Raw genomic sequence first — 25,100 nt, 5'->3', positions numbered from 1 at the left:
CCCGACTACCAGCTTTTGCTGAGGAATTACTTAATCAGATAATCTTCTTTTTTCTTGCCTTCGAGCCATTTCGGCGCGCGGCCACGGCCGGTCCAGGTCTGGCCGGTCGCGTCGTCACGGTACTTGGTTGGCACAGGAGCGCGTGGTTTCGAGACCTTGGCCTTGGCGGTAGCGCCCAGGTCGGCGATGGTCAGACCATAATCGCGCATGATGGTGGCGATTTGTTCTTTAGCTTTGGTAATTTCGTCCTTGCGGGCGGTCTCAGCCAGATTTTCCAGTTCAGCAATCTTGGCTTTGTATTCCTGGTAAGTCGTCATCTTATTTCCTTGTTGATCGATGGGGCAGTTTTAAAAACCACAAGTGACAATGTGTGAGATTTGATAGGCGCAATTTACCATAACTTTGCTGAGATACTCCAGATATATCCTAACAAATACCAATATAGCGATAAAAAAGGATATTTTCCACCACTGTTTGGGGAATATAAATGTCGCGTCATTCACACAGTGGCCGCAACTGTATCCCATCCGCCACCACTTTCCGGATTAAATTGGCCAGCCGGCAGGTGCCGGGACCGGCTAATTCCGGATTGGCCACTACCAGCGATAAGGACAATTTACGCCGCTGGCCGACGCGTAATGGCAAAGGCTTGAGCAAGCCCTGCTCCAGTTGTTGTTTGATCTTATGCTCGGCCAGCCAGCCAAAGCCGATGCCATTACAAATCATTTCCATCCGCGTGTGCGGACTGGTAACACTCCAGCGCTGATTGGCATTTAGCCAGCCATGATCGCGCGGATTCAATGTGCCGGAATCGCGCACCACGATTTGCAGGTTGCGACTTAAATCATCGAGTTCCAGTTCTCGCCCCAGCGCATGGAGAGGATGACAGGGATGGGCGACCGCGACAAACTCAATATCCATCAGCGCATCGCCGAGGAAGCCGGACGGAATGCGACTGACGATCGCCAGGTCGACGCGTTTCTCCAGCAACGCGTCTTCCGAGCCGGACAGCACCGTTTCTTCCAGATTGACGACCGTGTGCCGCGCCCAAGGCTCGAACTCGCGCAGCACCTTGACCAGCAGTTCGACCGGAAACAGGCTATCCACCGCGATACTGACTTGCGGTTCCCAGCCATCGGCCAGACTACCGGCGAGTTGTTCCAATTGAAAAGCGTCGCCCAGCAGTTCGCGGGCTTTGTTGAGGAGTGCTTCGCCGTTGCGGGTCAGGCGGGCGCGGCGGCCGTCGATTTCCAGCAATTCGACGCCCAGCTGCTCTTGCAGCTTGGCCACCATATAGCTGACCGAGGACTGGCTGCGGTGCAGCGCCTCGGCCGCCTGCGCGTAGCCGCCGCACTCCACGATGGCTTGCAGGACCTGCCACTGCTCAAGCGTACTCTTGGGTATCTTCACGAGGGCATTCCACGGCGAATGAATTCACCGTGGAATCATATCACCTCAGAAGCGCGTCTCCACGGTCACGCGCAGCGTCGTTTCTCCGTTCGCCACGGTGGTTCGATTGAGGCTGCCGTTGCTGTCGTTGTACAGGCTTTCGGTGGTGTAATCCTGCGCCAACAGATTGGAGACGGCGACGCGCAGATTATTTTGCGTGTCCAGCTTCCACAGCGCATAGACGTCGAGGTCGCGCCGCACCGAAGTGTAGCCGCCCTGCGTGCCGCTGAGGCGCGCCAGGCCGCCGTTGCGGAAGCTAAAACTGCTGCCGGTGCTGAGCTGGCCATCCGGCGTCTTGTAATCGACACCCAGCGTGGCGCTGAGTGGCACTTGCTGGTCGAGACGGTTGTCCGGCCCCGGCACCACGTCTACCCGCGACCAGTTGCGGCTGACGCTGGCGCGCAAGTCCAGCTTGGGCGCGTGATCCATCAGCGCGCTGACCGGGAACTTGGCTTCCAGTTCGATACCACGGGTCTCGGCGCGGCCGTCGTTGATGGCGTTCGACACCCAGCGCTGGTCCTGGTAGAACAAACCCTGGTGGGTGTAGTTCTCGATGCGGCGCACCGAGGCGCTGGCGCTCAGCAAGCCACCTTCGCCCCAGTAATGTTCAAACGAGGCGTCCAGGCCCGTGGCTAGTTCCGGCTTGAGGTCGGGATTGCCGCGGCGGTCCGGCTCGGTCGGGCTGTTGTTGGTGGAGGTGAACTTGCGCGGGATCAGCGCGGCGGTGCTGGGCGCCTTGTAGGTGCGGGTCAGCGCCAGGCGCAGCTGGTCCTTCTTGTTCGGCAGCTTGATCAGCGTCTGCATTAGCGGGCTCAGCACGCTGGAGCGATTCTGCACCGGGTCGATGCTGCCGCCGTCGGCGCGGGTGTCCAGGCCTTCCCAGCGGACGCCGGTGTAGATCGACCACAGCGGCGTGATATTCCATTCATCCTGGCCGAACAGCGCCAGCCGCGTGACCTTGGCGGTAAAGCCTTCGTCGCTGTTGATCGGCGTGGCGCACGGCAAATCGGCATCGCGCTGGATGCGGGTGTCGTCGCGCTGGGTGACGCCGGCGTCCCAGCCCAGCGACAGCGCGTGCTCGACCGCATCCGGCTCGCCTTCGGCCGGTTTGCTGAACGTGAACGGCGTCGAATATTTGCCCTGCGTGCTGAAGCCCTGCTCCGAACTGTCCGAATGGACATTGCGGACCAGCGTCACCGGGCCGCCCCCGTTGCCGCCGATTTGCAGCGAATCGGAGGTGTTGCGGGTGTCGCTGACGGCGGCTTTCAGGTCCAGCTTGGCGCCCTCCGCCAGCTTGTGCACCCAGTTCAGGTCGGTGCGACCGAAGGCATTGTGAGTGCTGAAGCTGCTGTCGATGCGGTCGTAATCGGGGCCGGTGCCGAAGGCCGTTTCGGTGCGGCTGTGGCTGGTGCTGGCGAAGCGGCCCCAGTTCAGGAACGATTGCGAAGTCAGCGTATCGCCGCCATCCAGGTTCCAGTTGATGCGCGGCGACAGATTGAAGCCGTCACCGTGGCCGGCGTCCTGCCAGGTGGAGGCGCGCGACACGTTCGGCACGCCGTTGGCGTCGTTGCCGGTTTCCAGCGTCGGCGTGGTCCGGTCGTACATGAAGCGCCAGGCATTGCCGCCAAAGGAGTACGAAGTAGAATCCTTCTTGTCCGACATTTGCAGGCTGATCGCGGGCGAGCTGGAGTGACTGCTCTTGGCCTCGGTGAACTTGACTTCGTGCTGCGCCGGCTTGAGCGCCTTCTTCAGCACAATATTGATGGTGCCGGCGATCGACTGCGTGCTGAACTCGGCGCTGGCGGCGCGCAGCACCTCGATGCGTTCGATCACGTCCGGCGCGCCAGGCTGTCGATGGCAAAGCCGGCTGGCGCGCGTTCGCCGTTGATCAGGATTTGCGTGTAGCCAGCGCCGAGGCCGCGCATGCGGATCTCGCCACCGCTGCGGCCGGCCGCGCCGCCGATGGTAATGCCGGGCAAGCGCTTGAGTACATCGTTGACCGAGGTGTCGCCGTACTTCTGGATTTCCTCGGCGTTGACGACGGTCTTGCTAGCGGTATCATCGCGGCGCGCATCATATTTGGCGGCGGAGCCTTTCACCTCCACTTTCTGCATTTCCTCCTGCTTCGGTTGCTCCTCGTCAGCATGGGCGGAAGCGATACAGAGGGCGAAAACAGCAGCGGCGATCGGAGTCAAGCGGGTAGGCATAGTGCAAGTCAAGCAAATATAGGGGTGACGAAATTATGCCTCGAATCAAAAGAAATGTTCAGTATTTAGCAACGGAACGCCCTGTTTAGCGAAATTTCATAAACAGCCATGCTGAAAAAGATAAGCAGCGGGTCTAGCCGCCACGTTGGACGCTATAATGCGCGATCGTTATTGTTATGGATCTGCCACCGTGTCCCGTTTAGCCGTTTTGCCGCAATACCTGCTTCCCAAGGGAGCGCTGACTAATTTCGCCGGCCGCGTCGCCGGGGCGAAGGGTGGCGCGTACACAACCCGTCTGATCCGCTGGTTTGTCGGCAAATACAACGTCAATATGAGCGAAGCGGCCAATCCGGACATCGCCAGCTATAAAACCTTTAACGAATTCTTCACCCGGGCGCTGCGCCCGGACGCCCGTCCGCTGGCCGACGCCGCCTATGTCTGCCCGGTCGATGGCCGCATCAGCCAGTTTGGCGATATCGAGGACGACCAGATTTTCCAGGCCAAGGGCCACAAGTTCAGCACCACCGCGCTGGTCGGCGGCGACGCCCAGCTAGCCGCGCAGTTCCAGCACGGCAGCTTCGCCAACTTGTACCTGAGCCCGCGCGACTACCACCGCATCCACATGCCGCTCGACGGCAAGCTGACCCGCATGATCTATGTGCCGGGTGAGCTGTTCTCGGTCAACCCGACCACCGCGCGCGGCATTCCCGGTCTGTTCGCCCGCAACGAGCGCGTGGTCTGCGTGTTCGACACCGCGCACGGCCCGTTCGTGATGACGCTGGTTGGCGCCACCATTGTCGGCAGCATGGCCACCGTCTGGCACGGCGTGATCAATCCGCCGCGCCTGCCGCAGGTGACGGAATGGAAATACGACGACCAGAACATCATGCTGAAAAAAGGCGATGAGCTGGGCCGCTTCCTGCTGGGTTCCACCGTGGTGATGTTGTTCCAGAAAGACGTGCTGAAGTTCAATCCGACGTGGCAGCCAGCCGGCCCGGTCCAGCTGGGTGAAGAAATGGCGCAGCTGAAGTAATCACACTCCGCTCGGCGCGGCGCTGTCAAAGGCCGCCTGCAGCATATCAATGAAGACCCGGGTCTTGGCCGGCATCAACCGCCGTCCCGGGAATACCGCCCAGCCCGTCACTTGCGGGAACGACCACTCAGGCAACACCCGCACCAGCTCGCCGCGCTGCAAATATGGCCGCGCCACCGCCTCGGTCGACGAGCCGATGCCTATGCCGGTAGCCGCCATGCGCACCAGCAGTTCCGGCGAATTGGCCAGCAGCCGCACCGGCAGGTCACGCGCCCATTCGGTTTTGCCGCGCGTTAAATTCCAGCGAATCAATCCGTTCACGCGCGGTGGCAAGCTCAGCAAATCGTGCTTGTACAAGTCGTCGGGATGCTCCGGCAGGCCGCGCAGATTGGTGTAGCGCGGCGATGCGTACAACGCCCACGAGCTAAAGGTAATGCGGCGCGCCGCCAGCGAGGCGTCGTCAGGCAGCGTGCCCATGCGAATGGCCACATCAAATCCTTCCGCCACCAGATCGACGCGGCGCGGCGACAAGTCCAGCTCCAGCGAAATGGCCGGATAGCGGTCCATGAACTGGGCCAGCACCGCCCCCACCGCCACGTTGGCGAAGTCGGCCGGCATCGACACCCGCAGCAAACCGCTCGGCGCCACTTGCCGGTGCTGCGCCAGCGCCCCGGCCGCCTCGGTCTCGTCGGCCACTTTTTGCGCGTGTTCCAGCAGACTGGCGCCGAATTCCGTCAGCACCAGCTTGCGCGTGGTGCGCTGGAGCAGCCGTTCGCCCAATTTGCCTTCCAGCAGCGTAATGCGGCGCGATACCGTCGATTTTGGCAACTGCACCCGCTCCGCCGCCAGGCTGAAGCTGCCACATTCCACAATACGGGCAAATAGCATCAGGTCGCCAGGGTCGATTTCCATAGGATTGTTCCATCAGTGGATTAATGTTATCCATTTTAACGGCTTCCGGATGGAATTTGAAACGGTTAAAGTTACTCCATCGACGCAGCACTCAACCAAACATCAAGGAGCACTACCATGAACATCCTGCAAATCAACTCCAGCGCCCGCAGCACCGGTTCCGAATCCACCCGTCTGGCTGATGCACTGGTCGCCAAACTCAGCGCCGCCAACCCAGGCGTCGCCGTCACCCGCCGCGATCTGGCTGCCCAGCCACATCCAGTGCTGGACGAAGCCGCCCTGCAAGCCCTGTTCACCCCGGCTGACCAGCGCAGCGCCGAGCAAGCAGCCCGCGTGGCGCTGGACGACGCCATGATCGCCCAAGTGCAAGCAGCGGATGTGATCGTGATCGGCGCACCGACTTATAACTTCGGCGTAACCGCGCAACTGAAAACCTGGTTCGACGCGATTGCCCGCGCCGGCGTGACCTTCAAGTACGGCCCAACCGGCCCGGTCGGTCTGCTGACCGGCAAGAAAGTCTACGTGGCCCTGTCGCGTGGCGGCATTCACCGCGATGGTCCAAGCGACACCCAGCTGGCGCACCTGAAGATTTTCCTGAATTTCGTCGGCCTGAGCGATGTGCAGTACGTATTCGCCGAAGGTCTGGGCATGGGTCCGGAAGCGGTGGCCAAGGCACAAGCGCAAGCCGAAGCAGAAATCAACGCCATCCTGGCGTAACAGTAACAGGCGGCGTTAGCACAACAACTTTTTGGAGAATGACATGACCGATCAAGTGAACACCCCTCGCAGCGTAGAACGCATTATCACCGGCCAGGCCGTGATGGACGGCGCCGGCGTCAAGATCAATCGCGTGTTGACCCAGACCCTGCAACGCCGCCTCGACCCATTCCTGATGCTGGACAACTTTGGCAGCGACAAGGCCAACGATTACATCGCCGGTTTCCCCAGCCATCCGCACCGCGGCTTTGAAACCGTCACCTACATGATCGAAGGCCGCATGCGCCACAAGGACAGCGCCGGCAACGAAGGTCTGCTGACCAACGGCGGCGTGCAGTGGATGACCGCCGGCCGCGGTGTGATCCACTCGGAAATGCCGGAGCAGGAAGACGGCGTGATGGAAGGTTTCCAGCTGTGGCTGAACCTGCCTGCCAAGGACAAGATGCGCGCACCGTGGTATCGCGACTTCAACGGCGCCGACGTGCCCGTGTTTGAAACGGCCGCAGGCGCCAAGGTCAAGGTGATTGCCGGCCGCAGCCACGGCGTGGACGGCGCAGTGCAACGCGAAGTCACCGAGCCGCTGTACATTGACGTTGACCTGCCGGCCGGCGCCACGTTCAACCAGCAGCTGCCGGAAGGCCATAACGCCTTCGTCTTCACCTACCGTGGTTCGGTGACGATCGACGGCAAAGCGGTGGCGAGCGGCCGCATGGCGATCCTGGCCAATACCGCCGGCAGCGATGGCGTGACCATCACCGCCGGCGAAGCCAGTCGCTTCATCCTGATCGCCGGCCAGCCGCTGAACGAGCCGATCGCACAATACGGCCCGTTCGTGATGAACACGCAAGCCGAGCTGCACGCCGCCGTGGACGACTTCCGCGCCGGCAAACTGGGCGAAGAAGCCCAGGTATAACAGTTACTACGGTCACCAGGCGCGTCGACCCGCGCCTGAGACTGCCGAATTCGATCTCCCTAGTTTGGCCGGGCATGCCCCGGCCTTTTTTGTGTTGCGGGCCAGGGCGATAAAGACATATAGACTCACTCTCGCCCATGGCAATTATCTTAAGCGTATGCGCAAGGCCGCTTCTGGCCAGATTCCAAGCATCGATGACAGCACTGTTTGAATATTCTTAAAATCTAAAACAGTGAGCCTGTTGTCCATCGCTTCGCATAAACGGAATGGTTAATAGTACAGAGGTCTCTCGCTGGCAATCCAATAGCATTTTTCTGGTTTCCTCCACCCCTTCTTCAATGAAGTCTCTTTTCCAAGCTCTGGCAAGCGCAACCGAAAGCGCTGTATTGGGCGCTGCTGAATTTATCATCACTACTCTTCTATCCGTCGAGACCTCTTCGTCAAGCTGTGTATGCAATATGCCCGGCATTTTCTTCTGGGCCGAACGAACAAGAGATGCACCGTCAGATGCCATAAATTGGTAGCTGGTATCGAGGTAGGTGTCGCTTATCTTCGATCCCTGAGCATGGCTTAATGATGCTACAAGCGCAGAGCATGCAAAAAATATGCGTCGATTAATTTTAGCTCGATGGACCATACCTGCTCCTGACAACACCGTATATCTATTTCGCTCAGTTTTTCGAAGGCACTCGAGCTAGCCTTAACTGTTCTGGCTCGAGATCCGGGTGGGCTTTATGAATGGGAACCATCAGTTTGATATACAGCTCTGCCATGATTTTCGCCACTTCCTCTCGATATTTTAAAAATTCGGATTCGGGACAGTTATCCAACACGACACGGATAGACGTATTGAATTTTTCACTCGCCACATTGAGGTGGGCCAACACTTCTCGCGCAACCTCTTTTTCCATAAATATTTCCTTTATTCCCGCGCCAGCTCCTTTACCGAGAACTCTTCGTTAACGGTTTCCCTGCAGTGGCTGGTTATCATCAAATGGCTAACAGGATAACACTGTTGAGTAGACCTTTTCTCACCCTGCTAAAATGCCGCCATGATCCCCATCCTGATGACATGGCTGCGCCGCCTGAGCCACCTGCTCGGCTTCGAGACAGCCGACTCCTTCCCGCCTGGCCACCCGTACGAACGCACACGCTGGAATGGCGCCTATTTCGACATCGCCTCCGACGTCAAGCCGGACCAGATCGAAAACCGCCTGTGCGAAGCGATCAGCAACACGCCGCTGGTGTTCGGCTACATCACCAATCCGACGCCGCGCATGCAGCGCGCACTGTTGGCGGTGCTGGAAGAACGCATGCGCAACAACCGCGGCCGCGCCGGCGAACTGGCGGCGCTGCTGGTCACTACCTATGACGAAAACTCGCTTATCACCGAGGTCATCCCGGGTCTGCGTGACGCCATCATCGCCACCCGCCACGAAGACATGGCCGCCCGCGCGCGCGCCGTCATGGCCTTCCTCAGCTCGACGCAGTCGCCATTCGACGTGATCGACATGCACTAGCCGGACACAGTCATGGTCAGTACGCTGTTCGATAAAGTCAGCACCGCCGTGCAGTTGGCCGGGATCGCCACATTCTGGCTGTGGCAGGAATAAAAGTCGGTCACACCCAGGCGGATGTGGTCGATGGCGGCGCTGACGCCATTGCTGATGGTGTACGCCCCAGCACCAGATCCGGCGCGGTGACGAATTTCAGCGTCACGTCCTGCCCGGTGTTGTTAAGAAATACGGTCTTGGATGGTTTGACGGTCTTGCGCGAAGGGGTTTCCGTGAAGCAAATATTCATGATCATAACACCCGGAACAGGCCGGCCGGACGCTCTGCGTGCTTGGACGCCATGCCCACGCTGATACGCTGGCCGTCGTCCACCGGCAGCGTCGCGCCGTCCAACTGCTTCAGGCTGTAGCCAGCGTAGTCAACCGTCTCATCCGCAAGCCAGCTCAGCGTCGCCAGCCCGCCCGCCACCATAGCGGCACAGCAGGCGGCGGAACCATATACGCCGACCTGATATTGACGCTCGGCCGCCGAGGCCGCTTGGAACGCTTGGTTGACGCCCTCAAAATAGCGGGTGACCGGGCCGGCGATTTCGGCCGTGTCAGCATCAAAGTTGACCGCGAAGTACACCGCCGATCCGGACGGCTGGGTAATCACCGACTGCGCCATCAAAAAGGCGGCAGCGCCGTCAGCGCAACCTTGCGCCCGACTGAAATAACTGAGGTGGGCATCCGGCGTTTCCCACACCGCCCCGATCTGGATGCCGGCGTCGGTCAGCGCGCGCGCCTCGGCTAACGATAAACTCTTGCCCGCCTGATGGGTGTAATGGCGGATGGCAAAGTCAATCCCTTGTTGCTTGATTGCTATCGCGTACTGCGTCAGTTCGAACGGTGCTTTCACGCCGGTTAAAACAGTCATGGCCTCTCCGTGGTGTTTGTAAAACATCTGCAACTATTTCCTTCGAGATAATGTTAATATCCAGATGTAATGACTTTAGGCAACTTACTGGAAGATAGCCTTCAGAAAACCTTCCGGGTGCCAAGTCATTGATTTCACAGCGTTAGTTGAGAGCAAAGAAGGTTGGATTGTGAACCACAAGAGTTTTCGTTTTGGCGAATGGCGGGTTGATCCGGCCACGAATACCCTCAGTTGCGGCGTCTTGAATCGGCAACTGGAGCCGCGCGCGATGGATGTGCTGTTGTACTTATGCGGCCATCCGCATGTGGTCGTTTCGGCCGACACGCTGCTCGATGCGTGCTGGGGTAATGTCTCGCCAAGCGACAACGCCATCCATAAAATCATCACCCAGTTGCGCCGCGCGCTGGACGATTCCGCCACCGAACCGCGTTACATCGAAACCATCCGCAAGCGCGGCTACCGCCTGTTGGCCGAGCTCAGCTATGACGATGAAGTCAGCCAGGGCAGCTGGCTGCACGCCTCGCCGTTCCGCGGCCTGGAAGCATTTGAAGAACAACATGCGGCCATCTTCTTCGGCCGCAAACTCAGCGTCGACCAGTTGGTGCAAGTGGTGGTGGCGCAAGCCCAAGCCGCCTGCGCGATGGTGCTGGTGCTGGGACCGTCCGGCGCCGGCAAGACCTCGCTGGTGCAGGCCGGCCTGATTCCGGCGCTGAAAGCCGGCGCCGCACCGGCCGAGTCCGGCATCGCCATCAGCAGCCACGTCCAGCTAGATTGCGCCGACATGGGCCAGTCAGGCCTGCTGGAAACCCTGGCCAGCGTGTTGCTGGATGCCGAAATCGGCGAGCGGCTGCTGTTTGAAAACACCAGCTCAGCCGCCCTTGCCCAGCGCCTGGCCCATGACCTGCCGGGCCTGATCGAGCAATTGCAGGCGCGCCTGCCAGCCATCCAGCTGCTGCTGTTCATCGACCGCTTTGAAGCCGTGTTCCGGCTGCCGCATATCAGCGACGCCGACCGCGCCGTCTTCATCAACGTGCTGGACCAGCTAGCACGCTCGGGCACCATGCAACTGGTGCTGGCCTGCCGCAACGACTTCTACCCGCACCTGGCGTCCTATCCGGCGCTGATGAATCTGAAACTGAGCGGCGGCCACTACGACCTGACGCCGCCCGGCAGCGCCGACATCGCCCAGATCGTCCGCCACCCGGCGCAAGTGGCGCAACTGCGCTACACCGTCGACGACAAGGGCGAGGGTCTGGACGACGTACTGTGTCACGCCGCCCGCTCCGGCCCGGACAGCCTGCCGCTGCTGCAATACTGCCTGCAAGAGCTGTACCGTCAGCGCACGCCAGATGGCGAACTGACGCATGCGGCCTTCCACGCGATGGGCGGCCTCGAAGGCGCCATCGGCGCCCGTGCCGAACAGGTGATTTCTGTCCTGGGCGCCGCCCAGATCGCCGCCCTGCCCCACGTGCTGTCGCAACTGGTGCTGGTGGCCGAGGATGAGTCGACCGTCAGCTCGCGCCGCGTGCCGTGGTCAGCCTTGCGCAGCGATGACGAAAACAAGCTGGTGCAAGCGCTGGTGGATGCCCACCTGTTCGTCAGCGACCTGCAAGGCGGCGCGCCAACTTTCGGCATCGCCCACGAAGCCCTGCTGCGCCGCTGGCCGCGCGTGGTGGAATGGATCGAAGAACATCGCCAGGCACTGCAAATCCGCAGCCGCATCAGCGCGCAAGCCAACCGCTGGCAAGACAGCGGCCGCAAGCGCGACATGCTGCTGCCGTCCGGCACCCAGACCAACCAGGCGCGCGAAGTCTTACGAGCCGGAAGCCTGAGTTTCACGCCACAAGAGCAGGATTTTATTCAGGCGTCGTTGCAAAGCAAGCGCCGAAATGAACGATTGCGTCTGACCATCATGGCCATCATGGCGGGACTGGTGATTCTGGCTGGCGGCCTGGGGATCACTGCACGTTCGGCGCAGACGCTGGCAGAGCAGCGCCGTACCGAGGCGGAAGACCTGATGAGCTACATGTTGGGCGAGTTCGTCGAGAAGCTGCGTCCACTTGGCAAGCTCGATCTGCTTGACAGCATAAGCAACCGTGCGCTCGTCTACTTATCGGGCAAAAGTCAGAGCGAAGACAGCGACGCGTCCCTAATGCAGCGCGTCAAATCTCTACAGTTGATTGCAGAGGTAAAAATTGCCCGTTCAGACCCTGCGGGAGGGAGCACGGCATTACTCGCAGGGCGAGAAATTCTGCAAAAACAATTAAAAGTAAAACCAAATGATGGCGCTTTTTTGAAGGCCGCTGGGGAGAATGCTTATTGGCTAGGCAAGATTCGCCTGGATCAAAAAGAGTGGGATAAGGCGCAGAATTATTTCTTAGAATACAGCGCTTATGCTGATAAACGATCTATCGTCATCCCAGAAGATATCGATGCGTTGATTGAGCAGTCATATGCACATAATAACTTAGGCAGTCTCGCGCTTCGACAAGGCAACGTGGAGAGTGCAGCTAAAGAATTTGCGGTTTCGGTAGATTTTAAAACCAAGGCGCTTGCAAAATCGCCTGATGATAAAATCCTAATTGCCGCTCTTGCGGACAGCCTTTCTTGGCTCGCCAGCGCAAAATTGCAGCTAGGGAAACTGTCCGAGGCGGAAGCGCTGTCGGCGAAAGAATTGGCGCTCATGCTTAGTTTGCACAATGCCAGTCCAAATGATATGCGTTGGTTCAAACCATTAGCGTCGGCATGGCTCCATCAAGCGGAAGCAAAACAGGCGATCGGAGATATAGCATCAACTACAACAAGCCTGAAAAGCGCGCACAAGTTGTTACAGGTTATTGTGGAGAAGGACACCAGCAATAAGATTTGGCAAAGAACGTTGTACATTACCGAGCTTAGGATGTTTGACCTCAGTAGCACAACATTCAGTAAAGATCAGGCACTGGCGTCATTGGATAAATTAAATTCCGCACTGTCGTCACTTAGTACGCTGGATCCAAAAAAATTAAATGTTCAAATGCTCTTGGCCGGAGTGGAACAACGTCGGGCTTTGATACAGCTTCATCATGGCAAGGCGAAGGATGCCGCCATGACGCTTGATCCTGCGCTGAGAAATTTGCAAAAAATTTACGCTGCGGCACCGACAGATCAGATGATACGTAATTTCCTGTTGGACGCACTGCTTTTGCAAGCCGATGTTAGTTTTGCAATTAACAATACTAGTGCGGCGGAAAATTCCTGCACAGAGGCACAAAAGGTACTGGAACCCTTGGTAAAGAATAGCGCAGACTACCGATTGTTGGCTCCGTGGGTAAAAACAGCGGTGTGTTTAAACAAAATGGAACAAGCTGCCGTGGCCCAGAATTTTTTAAAAAAGATTAGTTTTCACGATGTGACTTACTTGCAGTACCTTTCAACCCACCGAAATAAGAAAGCCAATTTATGAATCAAATTGTTCCTCCAGCCTCATTCCAGAACGTTTTGGTTTCAGTTAAACCAAGAGAAGGAAAACCAGGTAAATACGATGTTTCGACTGTACCAGCGGTACCGGTCATCACCCAACAAGATACCATTATCAATTATCAAATCGTGGACACCGATGGCCAGTCTATCGTTTTCAGTGGAATGAGCGTTAAACCCAAGGATAACAATCAGCTGAGTGAAGAAACGCTGAGTCTCGACAAAAAGATGTTGGCCTTCTTTGATGCCAATACTGAAAAAATGACTCTTAACATTACTCTTCATTTCCAGGATGGAGAAGGCATTGAGTTCTCGCACGATCCTCAGGTTGACAACGACCCGGAAGCCTAATTCGTTCGTGCCGGCACTTCAGTACCAAGGCCGGCCATTCTTCTACAATCCGCCATGCCTAATCCGCGCGATATCCAGATAGATTCGTTTCAATACTGCGGACAGCATGGCGGTACACGATTGATGATTACTGGCGCAGTCCATGGGAACGAAACTTGTGGCACGCTGGCGATTCAACGTGTCATGACAGAATTCGACCAAGGCAAACGCCATTTAACCAAAGGACGTGTTACCTTTGTACCGGCGACTAATCCGCTGGCTTATGCCAAGCACGAACGCGCTGGCGATCGTAATCTCAATCGTAATCTTTTCCCTAATTCCGATCCGCAGGACTTTGAGGACCGCGTGGCCAACTGGCTGTGCCCTCTTCTAGCGCAGCATGACGTGCTGTTGGATCTGCATTCGTTCAATGCGGCGAGCGAGCCGTTTGTCATGGTCGGGCCGCGCAATAATGATGGGCCGTTGGAGCCTTTCAAGCATGAGCAGCAAGAGCGTGCGTTGGCCAAGCGGCTGGGCGTGCGGCGGTTTGTTGATGGCTGGTTGCGGACTTACGGCGATGGCGTGCAGCGGCGCATGAGTGGCAGCAGTGAACTGCAGACCGTGCTCCGCTATGGCATGGGCACTACTGAATACATGCGCTCGGTCGGCGGCTATGCGCTGACGCTGGAGTGCGGCCAGCACGATGATCCGCAAGCGCCCGAGGTGGCGTATCGCGCCATTTTGAATTCGCTGGCGTTCCTCGGCATGATTGACGCGCCTGAGCCGGAACCGGTAGCGCCGGAGCAGATGGAGGCGCTTAGCATGGTCGCCGTCTACGATAAACAGCACGCTGACGATACCTTCAGCCGCAACTGGTCCAGTTTCGATCCCGTCAAGCAAGGCGAGGAAATCGGCCGGCGCGCCGATGGTACGCCGGTGTTGGCCGAGTTTGACGGCCGCATTCTGTTCCCGGACGCGGCCGCCGAAGCCAACAGCGAATGGTATTACCTCACCCGCCCTAACCCTGCGTTTTAAGCGTTGGAGATTTTCAGGCCGATGATACCGCCGACAATCATGGCGATGCACGTCAGCCGCATCACGCTGGCTGGCTCGTTCAGCATGACGATGCCGTAAATTACCGTGCCGACCGTGCCTATGCCGGTCCAGATCGCATACGCGGTTCCCAGCGGCAGCGTTCGCAGCGCCAGGCCCAGCATGCCGACACTGCCGGCCATCGCAGCCAAGGTCAAGGCGGATGGCAGCAGTTTGGTAAAACCTTCGGTGTATTTAAGACCGACAGCCCACACGACTTCCAGCAGGCCGGCCAAGAGGAGAATAATCCAGGTCATGACAAACTCCTCGTTGCGGCCAGGTCGTCCAGGCCAAGTGAAACGCCGCAACGGGCGTCGTGTTTCCGGTCCAAGGCGGGGTCGTCCCCACAGAAACACAAGAGTCGGAACTATAGCATTGCGACAAAATTGGTGCCCGGCCTCTAGGCGCGACCGCCTTACGCAGGCAATAATGTTCCTTCAACATTGATAAGAACAAGGAGACCCCATGCATTTAGCCGCCCAGATCGTCACCGCCCTGGTGGCGCTGATCCATGTGTACATCGTCCTGCTGGAAACCGTGCTGTTCAACTCGCGCGGCCGCCGGGTCTTTGGCCTCAGCAAGGAGAAGGCCGAGATCGTCCAGCCGGCGATGTCCAATCAGGGCTGCTATAACGGTTTCCTGGTGGCCGCGCTGGTGGTGGGCTTGCTGCATCCGGATGCGGCGATTGCGTCGGCCTTCACGGTGTTCGGTCTGGCGTGCGTGGCGGTGGCCGGCGTGTGGGGCGGCGTAACGGTCAAGCGTTCGATCCTGCTGATTCAAACCCTGCCGGCAGTTATCGGTCTGGTCCTGCACTTCGCGGCTTGACCATGCAGATGAAATTAAATACGGTCCTGGTGGCCGCAGCCACCGTGGCGTTGGTGGTGACCGGCTACAAGGAGATGAACCGCAAGCCGCAAGTGCACGCCGTCAATGACAACGCCTGCACGCCGCAAGCGATCAAGGGCATCGACAACATCACCGAGCGGGCGATTCAGTCTTCCAGGTGCGCGCAGCGCGGCAAGTAGTTTTACTTGCGCAGGCTTGGCAGCGTTACGACGGTTGTTGGCGCTGCCGTCGTCTCCGTTGCCGGCTTGGCGCCGGTGCCACGCAGCGCCAGCAGCCAGCCGACGCCTTCAAACCAGAACGGCGAACCGAGCGAGGCGGCGAAGGCGGTGGCGATCCAGCCGATGAGCGCGAACAGCAGCGCCATCGTGATCGGGCCGAAGCCTTTCACGCCGTCAAAGCGCGCGGATGGCCAGCCGATCGGCAGCTTTTGCACTTCCTCCGCTTGCGCCTTGGCTTGCTTGGCCTGCGCGACGCCGGACGCTGGATCCGTTGGCAGTCCTGGCGGCACGGGCGGCTTGGCGTCTTCCGCCTTCTGCACCAGTTGCGATGTCAGCGCAGCATCGCTCCACAGGCGCTGCGACAATTGCAGCGCGTCGATGTTCATCACCACCGCATACAACAGCCCCACCAGAAACAACACGAACTGCGAGCGCCGCTTGTACCAGCCGCTGATGCGGTCCATCACCGTGTCGTACCAGATGCGCACGGCGTTTTCCAGCGCCGCCGCATCGTCCGGTCCTTCGCCGATGATGGCCAGCAGCGTCTTGGTCAGGCCTTCGTTGCCGATGCTGTTGAGCAGCGCGGCGGCGGTCTTGCCCTTGCCATATTTAGCCGTCAGCGTCGAGACGAAGGCCCGCGCAAAGATCGCCGAGGGGATGTAGGACGGCATGCGTCCCTGTTGCGCCATGCCGGTGATCAGCGGATGGCGCATCACTTCGGCCGTCAGCGATTGCGATCCCAGTTTCTCCAGCCCGAAGCCGCCGCGCACCCGTAGCAGCCGGAGGATCGACGGTCCGATGCCGCGCAGGCGTGGCTTGGCGGCCGATTCGTGCAGCAAGGTCAGCACGCCATCCAGCAGCACTTTGGCGCGCGTCTGGAACAGCGACGCGATCGCTTCGCGCGTGGCGCTGCACAGCAGGCTCACCGCCAGAAAAGTGTAGGACAGCCCTACCGCCACATCCAGGTAATGACTCGACATGCCAGCCTCGTTAGATTTACAACAATGTTCGCATAACATAAATGATTTTCAGGCCGCCAGCACGTTTTTCTTTTATATCGTAAGATCACGATATTGAAATCGGAAAAACACGATACATATACCCAGCATGGACATCGACGCTATCCACAAAGCCCTCGCCAACCCGATACGGCGCCAGATTCTGGCCTGGCTGAAGGAACCCGAGGTATTTTTTGCCGAGCAACAGCACCCGCTGACCTTGGGTGTCTGCGCCGGCATGATCGACCGTCGTGCCGGGCTATCGCAATCGACCATGTCAGCCCACCTGGCTGTACTGGTGAAGGCTGGGCTGGTGACGTCGCAGCGCGTCGGCCAGTGGAATTATTTCAAACGCGATGAAGCGCTGATCAAGGCCTTCATCGATCAAATGCAACTATAGGAAACGCATCATGCCAACTCTGTTCGATCCGCTCACCATCGGCGATATCACGCTGAAAAACCGTATCATCATGGCGCCGCTGACCCGCTCGCGCGCTTCCGAAGGCCGTGTGCCGAACGCGCTGATGGCCAAGTATTACGAGCAACGCGCCACCGCCGGCCTGATCCTGAGCGAGGCGACCGCCGTCACGCCACACGGCGTCGGCTATGCCGATACGCCAGGCCTGTGGTCGGATGAACAGGTGGAAGGCTGGAAGCAGATCACCGCTGCCGTGCACGCCAAGGGCGGTGTGATCTTTGCCCAGCTGTGGCACGTGGGCCGCATTTCGGATCCGAGTTTCCTGAACGGTGAACCGCCAGTGGCGCCAAGCGCGATTGCGGCCGATGGTCATGTCAGCCTGCTGCGTCCGCAACGTCCTTACCCGGTGCCGCGCGCACTGGAAACCGAAGAGCTGGCCGGCATCGTGGCAGCCTACAAGAAAGCGGCCGAGAACGCCAAGAAGGCCGGCTTTGACGGCGTGGAAATCCACGGCGCCAACGGTTACCTGCTGGACCAGTTCCTGCAAAGTAAAACCAATCTGCGCACCGACAACTACGGCGGCTCGGTCGAGAACCGCGCCCGTTTGATGCTGGAAGTGACCGATGCCTGCATCGAGGTATGGGGCGCCAACCGCGTCGGCATGCACCTGGCGCCACGCCGCGATTCGCACGATATGGGCGACGCCAACCCGGCCGAGACCTTTGGCTACGTGGCGCGCGAGCTGGGCAAGCGCAAGATCGCGTTCATCTTCACCCGTGAAGCGCTGGGCGAAGACAGCCTGTCGCCGATGATGAAGCGGGAATTTGGCGGCGTGTTCATCGCCAATGAGAAGATGGACAAAGTCGTGGCGCAGGAATTGCTGGACAGCGGCAAGGCTGACGCGATTGCTTTCGGCAAGGATTACATTTCCAATCCGGACCTGGTGGAGCGTCTGCAAGCCAATGAGCCGCTGAACAAGTGGAATGCTGACACGTTCTATGCAGTCGGCGCTACTGGTTACACCGACTACCCGGCTCTGGCCTGATGCTTAGCGCGGCTGCGTGTAGCTGACTGGCACAAACACGTAGCCGCCTTTGCCGTTGCTGCGCACATGCCCCAACCCGGGGAATGACAGATGGGCGGCGCCGATCAGGTAGCCGTCCTTCGCTGCAGCCGCAAACGCTTCCTTGCGTTCCGAGATCGCCACCTTGCTGTCGCTGTCGAACGAAATGCCGACGCCCGGATCGTCAAACTGCACCGCCTGCACGTGCAGCAAATCTCCCAGCAACACCAGCTTCTGCCCTTTGCTCTCCACCACATACGTGATATGGCCCGGTGTATGGCCGCCGTTGAAGTACGATTTAATCCCCGGCACCAGCTCGCTATTGGCCACGATCGGCTGGAACTTGCCGGCCTTGACGTACGGATTGATCGACACCATCGGCCCCTGGAAATTATCCTTGGCTTCGCCCGATGCCTTGTCCAGATTGGCCGGATTCAGATAGTAGTCCGCATCGAGCTTGCCGGCGCGAACGATCGCATTCGGAAACACGCGCTGTTCGTTGGACGCCAGCCCACCCACGTGGTCGCCATGCATGTGGGTGATCAAGATCTCATCCACCTGCTCCGGTTTGTAGCCAGACGCCTTCAGATTACCCAGCAGTTGTCCCAGCGTCGGACCGAACAGGCTGGCGGCGCCGGTATCGATCAGCACCAGCTTGCTGCCGGTGTTGATCAGGAAGCCATTGACCGAGGTCTGCAGCGGCACTTTCTGGAACGACTTGCCCAGCGCGGCATTGGTCCTCTCCGGCGGCTGCTTCAGCAGCTTGTCGACCGGCAGGTCCAGCGTGCCGTCGTTGAGCACGGTTACTTCGAAGTCGCCCAGCGTGGTGCGATAAAAGCCCGGCGCCTGGAAGCGCGCCATCGGTGCGCCCGCCTGGACTGCCGCAGTGGCGACCAGCGCCGCAATCACGGCCAAAGGTTTCAGAATACGCGTGGACATGGCTTCCCTTGTTTTGAAAAATTGTCAGGAGCACTACAATACATCAGATCCACGCGGAGCACGATTAGAAAGTGAATGGCAGCCGCAGCGACAACTGCACATCCGGCGTATCGCGCGTCAGCCCGGCGCCGACGGCGATGTTGAGGGTGCGCTTGTCGTTGATGCGATACGAAAACCCCAGCAGCAGCGTACCCAGCTGTGTGCGCACCGAGCCCTGCACCGGCACGCCGTTCTGCCTGGTGCGGGCAATCGAACTGTGGTCGTAGCCAAAGCTGATCAGCGCCCGTTCGTTCAACGCCAGCCCCAGGCCAAAATTAAATCCCACCACATCGCCCGGCGCTACCGTGCCGAGCGGCTCCCACTCGCCGTTCAGCACCTTGCGGCTCAGGCCACTGCGCTTGAAGTTCTTCAGGTAGCTGACGCTGCCGAACAGGATGGCCGGGTCGCTGGGATACAGCCACGTCAGGCTGGGTTGCACGGCATAAAATCCGGAGCCGGTCGGCAGCTCCAGCGGCAGGCCGGTGCCGGTGGCGTTTGGCCCCACGCAGCGCTGGCTGCAATCGGTCACCACGCTGAACGGATCGGTGCCGGTGCGCGACTTGACGCGCAGGCCCGCCACGTAATAAGCACGATCGGCGCCGCCTTCGTTCAACTGGTAACGCAAGGCCAGCTCGGCATCGCCGACGCCGCGTCCGCTGGTGTCGAACACACGGTCGACGCCGGTGCCGGTAAAGATCTCGCGGCTGACGGTGGAATCGCTGCGGTACACATACGGCACCTTCACCTCCAGCTCGCCGCGGTTGCTCAGGCCATAGCGGCCGGTCAGCGCGCCGGTGCTGGTGTTGCGCTTGACCTCGCGCACGTCCACTAGCCCGATCAGCAACGCCGGAATGATGGTGTAGCCCACCAGCACCACGCGGTTGCTGGACGAATAGCCAAATTGCAGCGACGGCTCCAGCACCAGCTTGCCGCGCGGCGTCAGCACGCCAGGCTGTTCGAACAGCGGCGCCACCGCCGGCGGCCGTCCATCCTCGGCGGGCGCGGCGCCCACCGGATTTTGCGCCTGCGCCGCTGCGCCACCGCCCTCCAACATCATCAGGATCGCCAGCACACTGGCCCGCCGTTTCGCACTCGCACGCATCGCCGCTCCTCAAGTTGGTTACTTGACGACCGCTGCGCTCAAGGCATCCCGCAAACTGCTTTCGAAATTGGCCGCCTTGAGCATGGCCAGGTTGCTGACGGTGGTGGAAATCGTCGTCTGGCTGCGTATCGCCTGATCGTTGACGCTGTTCTGTATCAACAACGCCCCCAGTCCCTGCGTGGCCTGCGGCGCGACCAGGTTGCCGGCGCCGTTCTGGACCACCACGGCAGCCAGCGCATCGCTGGCCATCGCGGCTTCCGCAGCACTCAACTGTGTCATATCGGGGATGGAAAAATGGGTACTGGCTACAACACTGCCATTGATCGAAACCAAACGTTCGACACCTAGCGATACCAGCAAGCCATCGCCCAGCGAGAAGCCGCCGCGCACCTGCTCCAGTTCGCCATCGTCGACGGCGTTCCAGCCGTCGGTGACATCGGTGGCGCCGGCGCCGCCGGCCAGTAGCGCGATCAGCAGGGGCAACGAGCGGATACGCATGGCCGCCTCCTTATTAGAAATTGCCACTGCCGTTCTTGGGCAGCGTCAAGTCGGTCAGGCTGCCGCGATTGATGGCGGCGTCCAGCGGTGCCTGTGGCGCAACATGCCACTCCGCCGGCTGATTGAAATGCGGCTGGCCGGTCCAGTTGTGGATCACGAACAGCAGCCGGTCCGGCCACATGGCGTCGAAGGCGTCGCGGCGCACCGCGCGCGTGCCGCCGGACGGATCGCCGATCAGCACGCGCTGCGCGTCCATGCCCTTGACCACGACAAAGTGCATATAGCCGTTCTCGACAATGCGGACGATGGCGGGAAAGCGCGCCTCGGCCAGCTTGTCGAGCGGCTGGCGGTAGCCATCGGCGATAAATCCGCGCTGCGCCAGGTAACGCTTCATGTCCAGCAGCGAAAAGCCTTCGCGCTGGATGGTCGGCTGGTCGCCTTGCGCGTACATGGCGGCAAACACCTGTTCCTCCGTCACCGGCGTATCGTAGTGGTAACTGAGCAGCGTCGCCACGGCCGCCGAGCCGCAGCTGAAGTCGTGCTGCTGGCGCACCGTCGAACGGAAGCGTGCTTCCTTCAGGCTGGTCACGGGCAGCGCAAAGCCGGCGCCGCCAATGCCGGGCAGGTCCGCCGCCGCAGCGGGGCTGGCGCTCACTGCGGCCAGCAACAAAATGGTCAGGGCTTTCATTGCATCTGGATGTTGATGATGGTGGCGTTCTGTATCAGCACATTGGCGCCGGAATTCTGGATCGCCACCGGCAAGCCGGAAGCGTTGCTGAAGGAACCGCTGCTGATGGCATTGGCTCCGGTGACGACGTTGACCGCCGCGTTGCCGCTGACGGCGCCGCTCAACTGCATGTCATTGTTGACCGTATCGGTGCCGCCGCGCAGGCGCGCCAGCCGCGCGTCCGGCGTCCGCAAGGCATCGAAGCCGGGCGGGTCGGCCAGCGCGACCACCACTTCCGGCACCAGCGGCGCCAGCGTCAGGGCCGGCGGCGCCTCCACCGCGCTCAGCGGCCCGGCGCCGGCGTGCCAACAGGCGGCACACGTCAGCAGCATCCACGCGTTTTTTCCTGGTAAGTGCATCATTGCTCCTTTTCTCGACGGCGGGACGCGCCATGTCGCGCGCGCCCCGCGTTTTGCTTAGCGGCCTACCGCCAGGTTGGACTGGACATTCACGCTTTGCTGCACCAGCGAGGCGATACCGCTGTTCTGCGACGCCACCATGATGCCGGCGGCCGACTGGCCGACGCTGGTCATCGTGTTGGACATATTGAAGGTGCCGGCATTGACGGCAATGCTGCCGCCCGCACCGCCGGTGCCGCCCATGCCGACGCCGCCAGTGGCAGCGCCACCGGTGTTGGCGCCGCCCGAGCCGCCAGCGCCGCCGGTATTGCCGCCGCCACCCGCACCACCCGCGCCGCCGGTGCCGGCGGTCGCGCTGCCGTTGGTCGGATCGCCGTTGGTAGCGCTGCCGCCCGTCGCCGCGCCACCCGTCGCACCGGCTCCCGCCGTGTTCGACGAAGCACCGCTGCTGGCGCCGCTGCCGCCGGCCGCGCCGGCACCGCCGGCCGCACCGCTGCTGCTGGCCGTGCCGCCTGCCGCACCGGCGCCACCGGCGCCGCTGGTCGCCGTCGCGCCGGCGCCGCCGTTCTGCGCTACGGCGGCGCCCGCGCCACCGTTGCCGCTGGTGGCCGAACCGCCTGCGGCGCCATTGCCGGCGGTGGTGCTGCCGCCGGAGCCAGCCGCCCCGGCGCCGCTGGCCCCACCTCCGGCTCCGCTGCCGCCGGCGCCGCCGGTCGCCGTGCCGGTGGTGGTGGTGCCATCACCGGCGCCGGCATTGCCGCCGGTGGCCGTACCAGCCGCCGCCGTGCCGGTCTGCGTCGGCGGCGTCGCGCCGCCTTCGCTCGGGGTGCCGCCGCTGTTGGTGACGCCGGCCGTACCGCCGTAGCCGCTGCCGCCGCTGGCACTGCTGGTGGAACCACCCGAGCCACTGCCCGCGTAGCCGCCGGCGGCACCCGCGCCACCGGCGCCCGCTGCGCCGCTGGAACCGCCGACGCCCGCGCCGGCTGCGCCCGCGCCGCCCCCGGCCCCGCCGTTGCTGCCGTTGGCCATGCCGCTGGCGCCGCCGCTGCCGCCGGTGGAGCCGCCGACACCGCCGCCGGCGCCGCCAACCGCAGTCCCGGTCGCGCCCCCATAGCCGCCGTTACCGCCATAGGTTTCACCGCCTGCGCCGCCGGCGCCGCCGTAGCCGCCGGAACCGCCTGCGCCGCCCGGTCCGCTATAGGCCCCGGAGGCCGTGCCGCCGGCGCCGCCGCTGCCGCCGACACTGGCGCCGACCGCAGGCGAACCGTTGTAGGCGCTGCCATTGGTGGCGACGCCGCCGGCGCCGCCCGCCGCGCCATTGCCGCCATAACTCATGCCGCCGGCCGCGCCGGTGCCGCTGGCATTGCCGCCGGTGGCCACGCCGCCCGCGCCGCCGTAGGCGACGCCGCCATTGCTGTTGCCGGCATTGGTGGCGCGGTTGCCGATGTCCTGCACCGTGTTATTGTTGACCGAGCCGGTCAGCGTGGTGGTGGCGTCGGCACTCGACTGGTTGTAGGCATTGCTGAGGGTCGATGTGGCAGCGCCGCCGTTGTTGGCCGCTACGCTGCCAAGCTCGCTGGCGCGGGCGGCGCCGCTGCTGTTGTTGTTATTGTTCTTGTTGCTGCTGTCCTGGGTGGCACTGGCATTGTCGGTAGCGTGCGCTCCGGCGCCGGACTGCGTGGTGGCGGTCTGTGCATAGGCCTGTGCGCTGAAAGCCAGCGCGATGGCGGCTCCGATCAGTGATTTGTTCATAGTTACTCCTGCCTCAAGAATGATAGAAAGTGAAGGTGTTTGCGCATGGAGACCTTTCTCCCGCCCACACGGCTTTTGCAACCTTGGTGCCAGCATCGTCAAGGCTTTGATATCAAAAGAGAAGCCGGCCGGCGGCACGCCTGTGCCGCTTGATTCGCGGCATACAATGTCACAGCGCTGTGACAAAGCGGGCGCTCGCGGCCCGTTCACTCACTCTCCACAATGGTGTAACGGTCCTGTGACGGCGCACTGATCCCATGCTTGGCCAATAGGCGGTACAGCGTCATACGCGAGACGCCGAGGTCACGCGCGGCCAGCGTAATGTTGCGGCCGGCGCGCAGCAGGCTGGCGTCGATGGCGTCGCGTTCGGCGCGGATGCGGGCGTCGTCCAGCTGCACCGGCGCGCGCACCGGGGCTGCGGCGGCCAGGCCGAGGTCCTGCGGCAGGATCAGGCGTCCCTCCGCCATCACCATCGCGCGCCGCACACGGTTGATCAGTTCGCGCACGTTGCCGGGCCAGTCGTGCTCGCGGATCGCCTGCGCGGCGCGGCTGCTGATGCCTTTCAGGCGCGGCGCCCGTTCGCTGGAAAAGGTATGAAAAAAATGTTCGGCCAGCGGCAGCAGGTCTTCCTTGCGCTCGCGCAGCGGCGGCACATCCAGCGCCAGCACATTCAGGCGATAGTACAAATCTTCGCGGAAGGCGCCGCGCTGCACCGCCTGCGGCAGGTTGACATGCGAGGCGGCGATCACGCGCGCATCGACCGCGATGCTGCGCGTGCCGCCGACGCGGTAAATAGTCTTCTCCTGCAGGAAGCGCAGCAGGTTGGCCTGCAATTCCAGCGGCAGATCGCCGATTTCATCCAGGAAGATCGAGCCGCCCTGCGCGCTTTCGATCAGGCCGCGCTTGTCGCGCGCGGCCCCCGTAAAGGCGCCGCGCTCGTGGCCAAACAATTCGGACTGAATCAGTTGCGCCGGAATCGCGCCGCAGTTAATCGGCACGAACGGCCCCTTGCAGCGCGGCGACCGCGCGTGGACAGCCTGCGCCGCCAGTTCCTTGCCGCTGCCGCTCTCGCCCCAGATCAGCACCGGCGCACTGGCCGCCGCCACCTTGACGATCTGCCGCTGCAGGCGCGTGATGGCGGCACTTTGGCCGGTCAGCGTGGCGTCGTCACCGGCGCGCGGCGCGGCGGCGTCGGCCCGCAGCGCCGCCATGCCGAGCGCGTGGCCCAGCGCGTGGCGCAGGCGCTGGTGGTCCAGCGGCCAGGTGTGGTAGTCGGTGCAGTGATCGCGCAGCAACTGGCGCCACGCGGGACGCTCCAGCGCGGTCGGCGGCAGCACGGCGATCCAGTGCAGCGTCCAATGATCGAGCAGGAAGGCGCCGAGCTCGGCGCAGTTGTCGCTTTCCCGCACCAGCAGCAGGCCGACAGCGCAGCCGCGCGCCTTCAAATGACGGCGCGCGTCGGCCAGCGTCTCCGCCCGCGCCACCGTCCAGTCTGGCGGCAAGCCCGGCTCGCCGACGCCCACGCAGAGTATCGATTTCGTCGTCATGTGGCGTTGGACGCGAAATGATATGAAAAGTTCAAGGGTTGCCCCACCGTCGA

At 61.4% G+C, this 25,100-nt stretch carries 29 protein-coding genes; 11 read left to right on the top strand and 18 right to left on the bottom strand.

Annotated elements, in window-relative coordinates; genetic code table 11:
• Positions 1-26 precede the first annotated feature (26 nt).
• The 4 genes from HH213_RS23440 to HH213_RS30270 all read right to left on the bottom strand — a co-directional run bounded on the left by HH213_RS23440 (position 27) and on the right by HH213_RS30270 (position 3,656).
• Positions 27-317 carry an H-NS histone family protein gene (locus HH213_RS23440; RefSeq protein WP_110848159.1) on the bottom strand — a complete coding sequence of 97 codons (291 nt, stop codon included), beginning with the start codon at positions 315-317 and terminating at the stop codon, positions 27-29.
• Positions 318-495: 178 nt separating this feature from the next.
• On the bottom strand, positions 496-1,410 hold the full coding sequence (locus HH213_RS23435; RefSeq protein WP_110848160.1) for a LysR family transcriptional regulator: 915 nt from the start codon (positions 1,408-1,410) through the stop codon (positions 496-498).
• 45 nt (positions 1,411-1,455) lie between these two features.
• Positions 1,456-3,282: a TonB-dependent receptor plug domain-containing protein gene (locus HH213_RS23430; RefSeq protein ID WP_229263124.1), complete on the bottom strand. Its 1,827-nt coding sequence runs from the start codon at positions 3,280-3,282 to the stop codon at positions 1,456-1,458.
• Positions 3,279-3,656 (bottom strand): TonB-dependent receptor plug domain-containing protein, encoded by a 378-nt coding sequence (locus tag HH213_RS30270; RefSeq protein WP_229263123.1) that lies wholly within the window; start codon positions 3,654-3,656, stop codon positions 3,279-3,281. The genes HH213_RS23430 and HH213_RS30270 overlap by 4 nt, the downstream gene beginning before the upstream one ends.
• Positions 3,657-3,813: 157 nt before the next feature.
• On the opposite strand from HH213_RS30270, the gene asd reads away from it, so the two are divergent.
• Positions 3,814-4,689: an archaetidylserine decarboxylase gene (gene asd / locus HH213_RS23425; RefSeq protein WP_169113830.1), complete on the top strand. Its 876-nt coding sequence runs from the start codon at positions 3,814-3,816 to the stop codon at positions 4,687-4,689.
• On the opposite strand, the gene HH213_RS23420 is transcribed toward asd, so the two are convergent.
• Positions 4,690-5,601: a LysR family transcriptional regulator gene (locus HH213_RS23420; protein WP_110848163.1), complete on the bottom strand. Its 912-nt coding sequence runs from the start codon at positions 5,599-5,601 to the stop codon at positions 4,690-4,692. It abuts the gene before it with no gap.
• 117 nt (positions 5,602-5,718) lie between these two features.
• On the opposite strand from HH213_RS23420, the gene HH213_RS23415 reads away from it, so the two are divergent.
• Both HH213_RS23415 and HH213_RS23410 read left to right on the top strand, forming a co-directional pair.
• On the top strand, positions 5,719-6,318 hold the full coding sequence (locus HH213_RS23415) for an FMN-dependent NADH-azoreductase (protein ID WP_169113829.1): 600 nt from the start codon (positions 5,719-5,721) through the stop codon (positions 6,316-6,318).
• 43 nt (positions 6,319-6,361) lie between these two features.
• A complete protein-coding gene (locus HH213_RS23410; protein ID WP_169113828.1) occupies positions 6,362-7,231 on the top strand; it encodes a pirin family protein in 870 nt (289 codons plus the stop codon).
• A 217-nt stretch (positions 7,232-7,448) separates the two neighbouring features.
• Here HH213_RS23410 and HH213_RS23405 read toward each other — a convergent pair whose 3' ends face one another.
• Together HH213_RS23405 and HH213_RS23400 are read right to left on the bottom strand one after the other, a co-directional pair.
• Entirely contained in the window at positions 7,449-7,868 is a 420-nt protein-coding gene (locus HH213_RS23405) for a hypothetical protein (protein WP_169113827.1), read from the bottom strand.
• Positions 7,869-7,902: 34 nt separating this feature from the next.
• Positions 7,903-8,142 carry a hypothetical protein gene (locus tag HH213_RS23400; protein WP_169113826.1) on the bottom strand — a complete coding sequence of 80 codons (240 nt, stop codon included), beginning with the start codon at positions 8,140-8,142 and terminating at the stop codon, positions 7,903-7,905.
• 141 nt (positions 8,143-8,283) lie between these two features.
• Between HH213_RS23400 and HH213_RS23395 the strand changes: the two genes are divergently transcribed.
• Entirely contained in the window at positions 8,284-8,751 is a 468-nt protein-coding gene (locus HH213_RS23395; RefSeq protein ID WP_169113825.1) for a hypothetical protein, read from the top strand.
• Between the two features lie 100 nt (positions 8,752-8,851).
• Here HH213_RS23395 and HH213_RS30265 read toward each other — a convergent pair whose 3' ends face one another.
• Positions 8,852-9,034, bottom strand: coding sequence for a hypothetical protein (locus HH213_RS30265; RefSeq protein ID WP_229263122.1), 183 nt, complete (start codon positions 9,032-9,034; stop codon positions 8,852-8,854).
• A gap of 2 nt (positions 9,035-9,036) precedes the next feature.
• Complete coding sequence (locus HH213_RS23385) at positions 9,037-9,660, bottom strand: glycoside hydrolase domain-containing protein (RefSeq protein ID WP_110848662.1); 624 nt, start codon at positions 9,658-9,660, stop codon at positions 9,037-9,039.
• A 169-nt stretch (positions 9,661-9,829) separates the two neighbouring features.
• On the opposite strand from HH213_RS23385, the gene HH213_RS23380 reads away from it, so the two are divergent.
• The 3 genes from HH213_RS23380 to HH213_RS23370 are packed head-to-tail and all read left to right on the top strand — an operon-like array spanning position 9,830 to position 14,484.
• Positions 9,830-13,105 (top strand): nSTAND1 domain-containing NTPase, encoded by a 3,276-nt coding sequence (locus tag HH213_RS23380; RefSeq protein ID WP_169113824.1) that lies wholly within the window; start codon positions 9,830-9,832, stop codon positions 13,103-13,105.
• Positions 13,102-13,470, top strand: coding sequence for a DP-EP family protein (locus HH213_RS23375; protein ID WP_169113823.1), 369 nt, complete (start codon positions 13,102-13,104; stop codon positions 13,468-13,470). The genes HH213_RS23380 and HH213_RS23375 overlap by 4 nt, the downstream gene beginning before the upstream one ends.
• Before the next feature lie 54 nt (positions 13,471-13,524).
• Entirely contained in the window at positions 13,525-14,484 is a 960-nt protein-coding gene (locus tag HH213_RS23370) for a succinylglutamate desuccinylase/aspartoacylase family protein (RefSeq protein ID WP_169113822.1), read from the top strand.
• Here the strand turns inward: HH213_RS23370 and sugE are convergent.
• Positions 14,481-14,798, bottom strand: a complete 318-nt coding sequence (gene sugE, locus HH213_RS23365) for a quaternary ammonium compound efflux SMR transporter SugE (RefSeq protein ID WP_169113821.1) — start codon at positions 14,796-14,798, stop codon at positions 14,481-14,483. The genes HH213_RS23370 and sugE overlap by 4 nt on opposite strands.
• Positions 14,799-15,006: 208 nt before the next feature.
• Between sugE and HH213_RS23360 the strand changes: the two genes are divergently transcribed.
• Both HH213_RS23360 and trbK read left to right on the top strand, forming a co-directional pair.
• On the top strand, positions 15,007-15,366 hold the full coding sequence (locus HH213_RS23360) for a DUF1304 domain-containing protein (RefSeq protein WP_161051407.1): 360 nt from the start codon (positions 15,007-15,009) through the stop codon (positions 15,364-15,366).
• A 2-nt stretch (positions 15,367-15,368) separates the two neighbouring features.
• Entirely contained in the window at positions 15,369-15,566 is a 198-nt protein-coding gene (gene trbK, locus HH213_RS23355) for an entry exclusion lipoprotein TrbK (protein ID WP_110848171.1), read from the top strand.
• A 2-nt stretch (positions 15,567-15,568) separates the two neighbouring features.
• On the opposite strand, the gene HH213_RS23350 is transcribed toward trbK, so the two are convergent.
• Positions 15,569-16,585 carry a hypothetical protein gene (locus HH213_RS23350; RefSeq protein WP_169113820.1) on the bottom strand — a complete coding sequence of 339 codons (1,017 nt, stop codon included), beginning with the start codon at positions 16,583-16,585 and terminating at the stop codon, positions 15,569-15,571.
• A gap of 127 nt (positions 16,586-16,712) precedes the next feature.
• Here HH213_RS23350 and HH213_RS23345 point away from each other — a divergent pair, with 127 nt between their 5' ends.
• Together HH213_RS23345 and HH213_RS23340 are read left to right on the top strand one after the other, a co-directional pair.
• Positions 16,713-17,003 carry an ArsR/SmtB family transcription factor gene (locus HH213_RS23345; protein WP_169113819.1) on the top strand — a complete coding sequence of 97 codons (291 nt, stop codon included), beginning with the start codon at positions 16,713-16,715 and terminating at the stop codon, positions 17,001-17,003.
• A gap of 10 nt (positions 17,004-17,013) precedes the next feature.
• Positions 17,014-18,066, top strand: coding sequence for an alkene reductase (locus HH213_RS23340; RefSeq protein WP_169113818.1), 1,053 nt, complete (start codon positions 17,014-17,016; stop codon positions 18,064-18,066).
• A 3-nt stretch (positions 18,067-18,069) separates the two neighbouring features.
• Here HH213_RS23340 and HH213_RS23335 read toward each other — a convergent pair whose 3' ends face one another.
• The 7 genes from HH213_RS23335 to HH213_RS23305 form a co-directional block, all read right to left on the bottom strand.
• Positions 18,070-19,023 carry an MBL fold metallo-hydrolase gene (locus HH213_RS23335; RefSeq protein ID WP_169113817.1) on the bottom strand — a complete coding sequence of 318 codons (954 nt, stop codon included), beginning with the start codon at positions 19,021-19,023 and terminating at the stop codon, positions 18,070-18,072.
• 64 nt (positions 19,024-19,087) lie between these two features.
• Positions 19,088-20,164 (bottom strand): acetate kinase, encoded by a 1,077-nt coding sequence (locus HH213_RS23330; protein ID WP_169113816.1) that lies wholly within the window; start codon positions 20,162-20,164, stop codon positions 19,088-19,090.
• Positions 20,165-20,182: 18 nt separating this feature from the next.
• A complete protein-coding gene (locus tag HH213_RS23325) occupies positions 20,183-20,662 on the bottom strand; it encodes a hypothetical protein (protein ID WP_110848176.1) in 480 nt (159 codons plus the stop codon).
• Between the two features lie 13 nt (positions 20,663-20,675).
• The gene (locus tag HH213_RS23320; RefSeq protein WP_169113815.1) at positions 20,676-21,350 is read right to left on the bottom strand and encodes a C39 family peptidase; all 675 of its coding nucleotides are present in this window, start codon (positions 21,348-21,350) and stop codon (positions 20,676-20,678) included.
• Positions 21,347-21,751: a hypothetical protein gene (locus tag HH213_RS23315; RefSeq protein WP_229263121.1), complete on the bottom strand. Its 405-nt coding sequence runs from the start codon at positions 21,749-21,751 to the stop codon at positions 21,347-21,349. Before HH213_RS23315 ends, HH213_RS23320 begins: the two co-directional genes overlap by 4 nt.
• 54 nt (positions 21,752-21,805) lie before the next feature.
• Entirely contained in the window at positions 21,806-23,500 is a 1,695-nt protein-coding gene (locus HH213_RS23310; protein WP_146235947.1) for a hypothetical protein, read from the bottom strand.
• Positions 23,501-23,706: 206 nt separating this feature from the next.
• Complete coding sequence (locus HH213_RS23305; RefSeq protein ID WP_169113814.1) at positions 23,707-25,047, bottom strand: sigma-54 dependent transcriptional regulator; 1,341 nt, start codon at positions 25,045-25,047, stop codon at positions 23,707-23,709.
• Positions 25,048-25,100: the final 53 nt, after the last annotated feature.

Origin of the sequence: Duganella dendranthematis (genome assembly GCF_012849375.1) — a bacterium.
Taxonomy (GTDB): domain Bacteria; phylum Pseudomonadota; class Gammaproteobacteria; order Burkholderiales; family Burkholderiaceae_D; genus Rugamonas; species Rugamonas dendranthematis.
This window is presented reverse-complemented; position numbering and strand designations above follow the sequence as displayed.

What these genes read in the sequence shown, in the direction of transcription:
- asd (WP_169113830.1), top strand. Translation starts at nt 3,814, where the DNA reads ATGCGCGATCGTTATTGTTATGGATCTGCCACCGTGTCCCGTTTAGCC.
- HH213_RS23370 (WP_169113822.1), top strand. Translation starts at nt 13,525, where the DNA reads ATGCCTAATCCGCGCGATATCCAGATAGATTCGTTTCAATACTGCGGA.
- HH213_RS23320 (WP_169113815.1), bottom strand. Translation starts at nt 21,350, where the DNA reads ATGAAAGCCCTGACCATTTTGTTGCTGGCCGCAGTGAGCGCCAGCCCC.
- HH213_RS23375 (WP_169113823.1), top strand. Translation starts at nt 13,102, where the DNA reads ATGAATCAAATTGTTCCTCCAGCCTCATTCCAGAACGTTTTGGTTTCA.
- HH213_RS23310 (WP_146235947.1), bottom strand. Translation starts at nt 23,500, where the DNA reads ATGAACAAATCACTGATCGGAGCCGCCATCGCGCTGGCTTTCAGCGCA.
- HH213_RS23410 (WP_169113828.1), top strand. Translation starts at nt 6,362, where the DNA reads ATGACCGATCAAGTGAACACCCCTCGCAGCGTAGAACGCATTATCACC.
- HH213_RS23395 (WP_169113825.1), top strand. Translation starts at nt 8,284, where the DNA reads ATGATCCCCATCCTGATGACATGGCTGCGCCGCCTGAGCCACCTGCTC.
- HH213_RS23420 (WP_110848163.1), bottom strand. Translation starts at nt 5,601, where the DNA reads ATGGAAATCGACCCTGGCGACCTGATGCTATTTGCCCGTATTGTGGAA.
- HH213_RS30265 (WP_229263122.1), bottom strand. Translation starts at nt 9,034, where the DNA reads ATGAATATTTGCTTCACGGAAACCCCTTCGCGCAAGACCGTCAAACCA.
- HH213_RS30270 (WP_229263123.1), bottom strand. Translation starts at nt 3,656, where the DNA reads ATGCCTACCCGCTTGACTCCGATCGCCGCTGCTGTTTTCGCCCTCTGT.
- HH213_RS23305 (WP_169113814.1), bottom strand. Translation starts at nt 25,047, where the DNA reads ATGACGACGAAATCGATACTCTGCGTGGGCGTCGGCGAGCCGGGCTTG.
- HH213_RS23350 (WP_169113820.1), bottom strand. Translation starts at nt 16,585, where the DNA reads ATGTCGAGTCATTACCTGGATGTGGCGGTAGGGCTGTCCTACACTTTT.
- trbK (WP_110848171.1), top strand. Translation starts at nt 15,369, where the DNA reads ATGCAGATGAAATTAAATACGGTCCTGGTGGCCGCAGCCACCGTGGCG.
- HH213_RS23345 (WP_169113819.1), top strand. Translation starts at nt 16,713, where the DNA reads ATGGACATCGACGCTATCCACAAAGCCCTCGCCAACCCGATACGGCGC.
- HH213_RS23405 (WP_169113827.1), bottom strand. Translation starts at nt 7,868, where the DNA reads ATGGTCCATCGAGCTAAAATTAATCGACGCATATTTTTTGCATGCTCT.
- HH213_RS23400 (WP_169113826.1), bottom strand. Translation starts at nt 8,142, where the DNA reads ATGGAAAAAGAGGTTGCGCGAGAAGTGTTGGCCCACCTCAATGTGGCG.
- HH213_RS23440 (WP_110848159.1), bottom strand. Translation starts at nt 317, where the DNA reads ATGACGACTTACCAGGAATACAAAGCCAAGATTGCTGAACTGGAAAAT.
- HH213_RS23335 (WP_169113817.1), bottom strand. Translation starts at nt 19,023, where the DNA reads ATGTCCACGCGTATTCTGAAACCTTTGGCCGTGATTGCGGCGCTGGTC.
- sugE (WP_169113821.1), bottom strand. Translation starts at nt 14,798, where the DNA reads ATGACCTGGATTATTCTCCTCTTGGCCGGCCTGCTGGAAGTCGTGTGG.
- HH213_RS23315 (WP_229263121.1), bottom strand. Translation starts at nt 21,751, where the DNA reads ATGATGCACTTACCAGGAAAAAACGCGTGGATGCTGCTGACGTGTGCC.
- HH213_RS23385 (WP_110848662.1), bottom strand. Translation starts at nt 9,660, where the DNA reads ATGACTGTTTTAACCGGCGTGAAAGCACCGTTCGAACTGACGCAGTAC.
- HH213_RS23360 (WP_161051407.1), top strand. Translation starts at nt 15,007, where the DNA reads ATGCATTTAGCCGCCCAGATCGTCACCGCCCTGGTGGCGCTGATCCAT.
- HH213_RS23415 (WP_169113829.1), top strand. Translation starts at nt 5,719, where the DNA reads ATGAACATCCTGCAAATCAACTCCAGCGCCCGCAGCACCGGTTCCGAA.
- HH213_RS23330 (WP_169113816.1), bottom strand. Translation starts at nt 20,164, where the DNA reads ATGCGTGCGAGTGCGAAACGGCGGGCCAGTGTGCTGGCGATCCTGATG.
- HH213_RS23340 (WP_169113818.1), top strand. Translation starts at nt 17,014, where the DNA reads ATGCCAACTCTGTTCGATCCGCTCACCATCGGCGATATCACGCTGAAA.
- HH213_RS23325 (WP_110848176.1), bottom strand. Translation starts at nt 20,662, where the DNA reads ATGCGTATCCGCTCGTTGCCCCTGCTGATCGCGCTACTGGCCGGCGGC.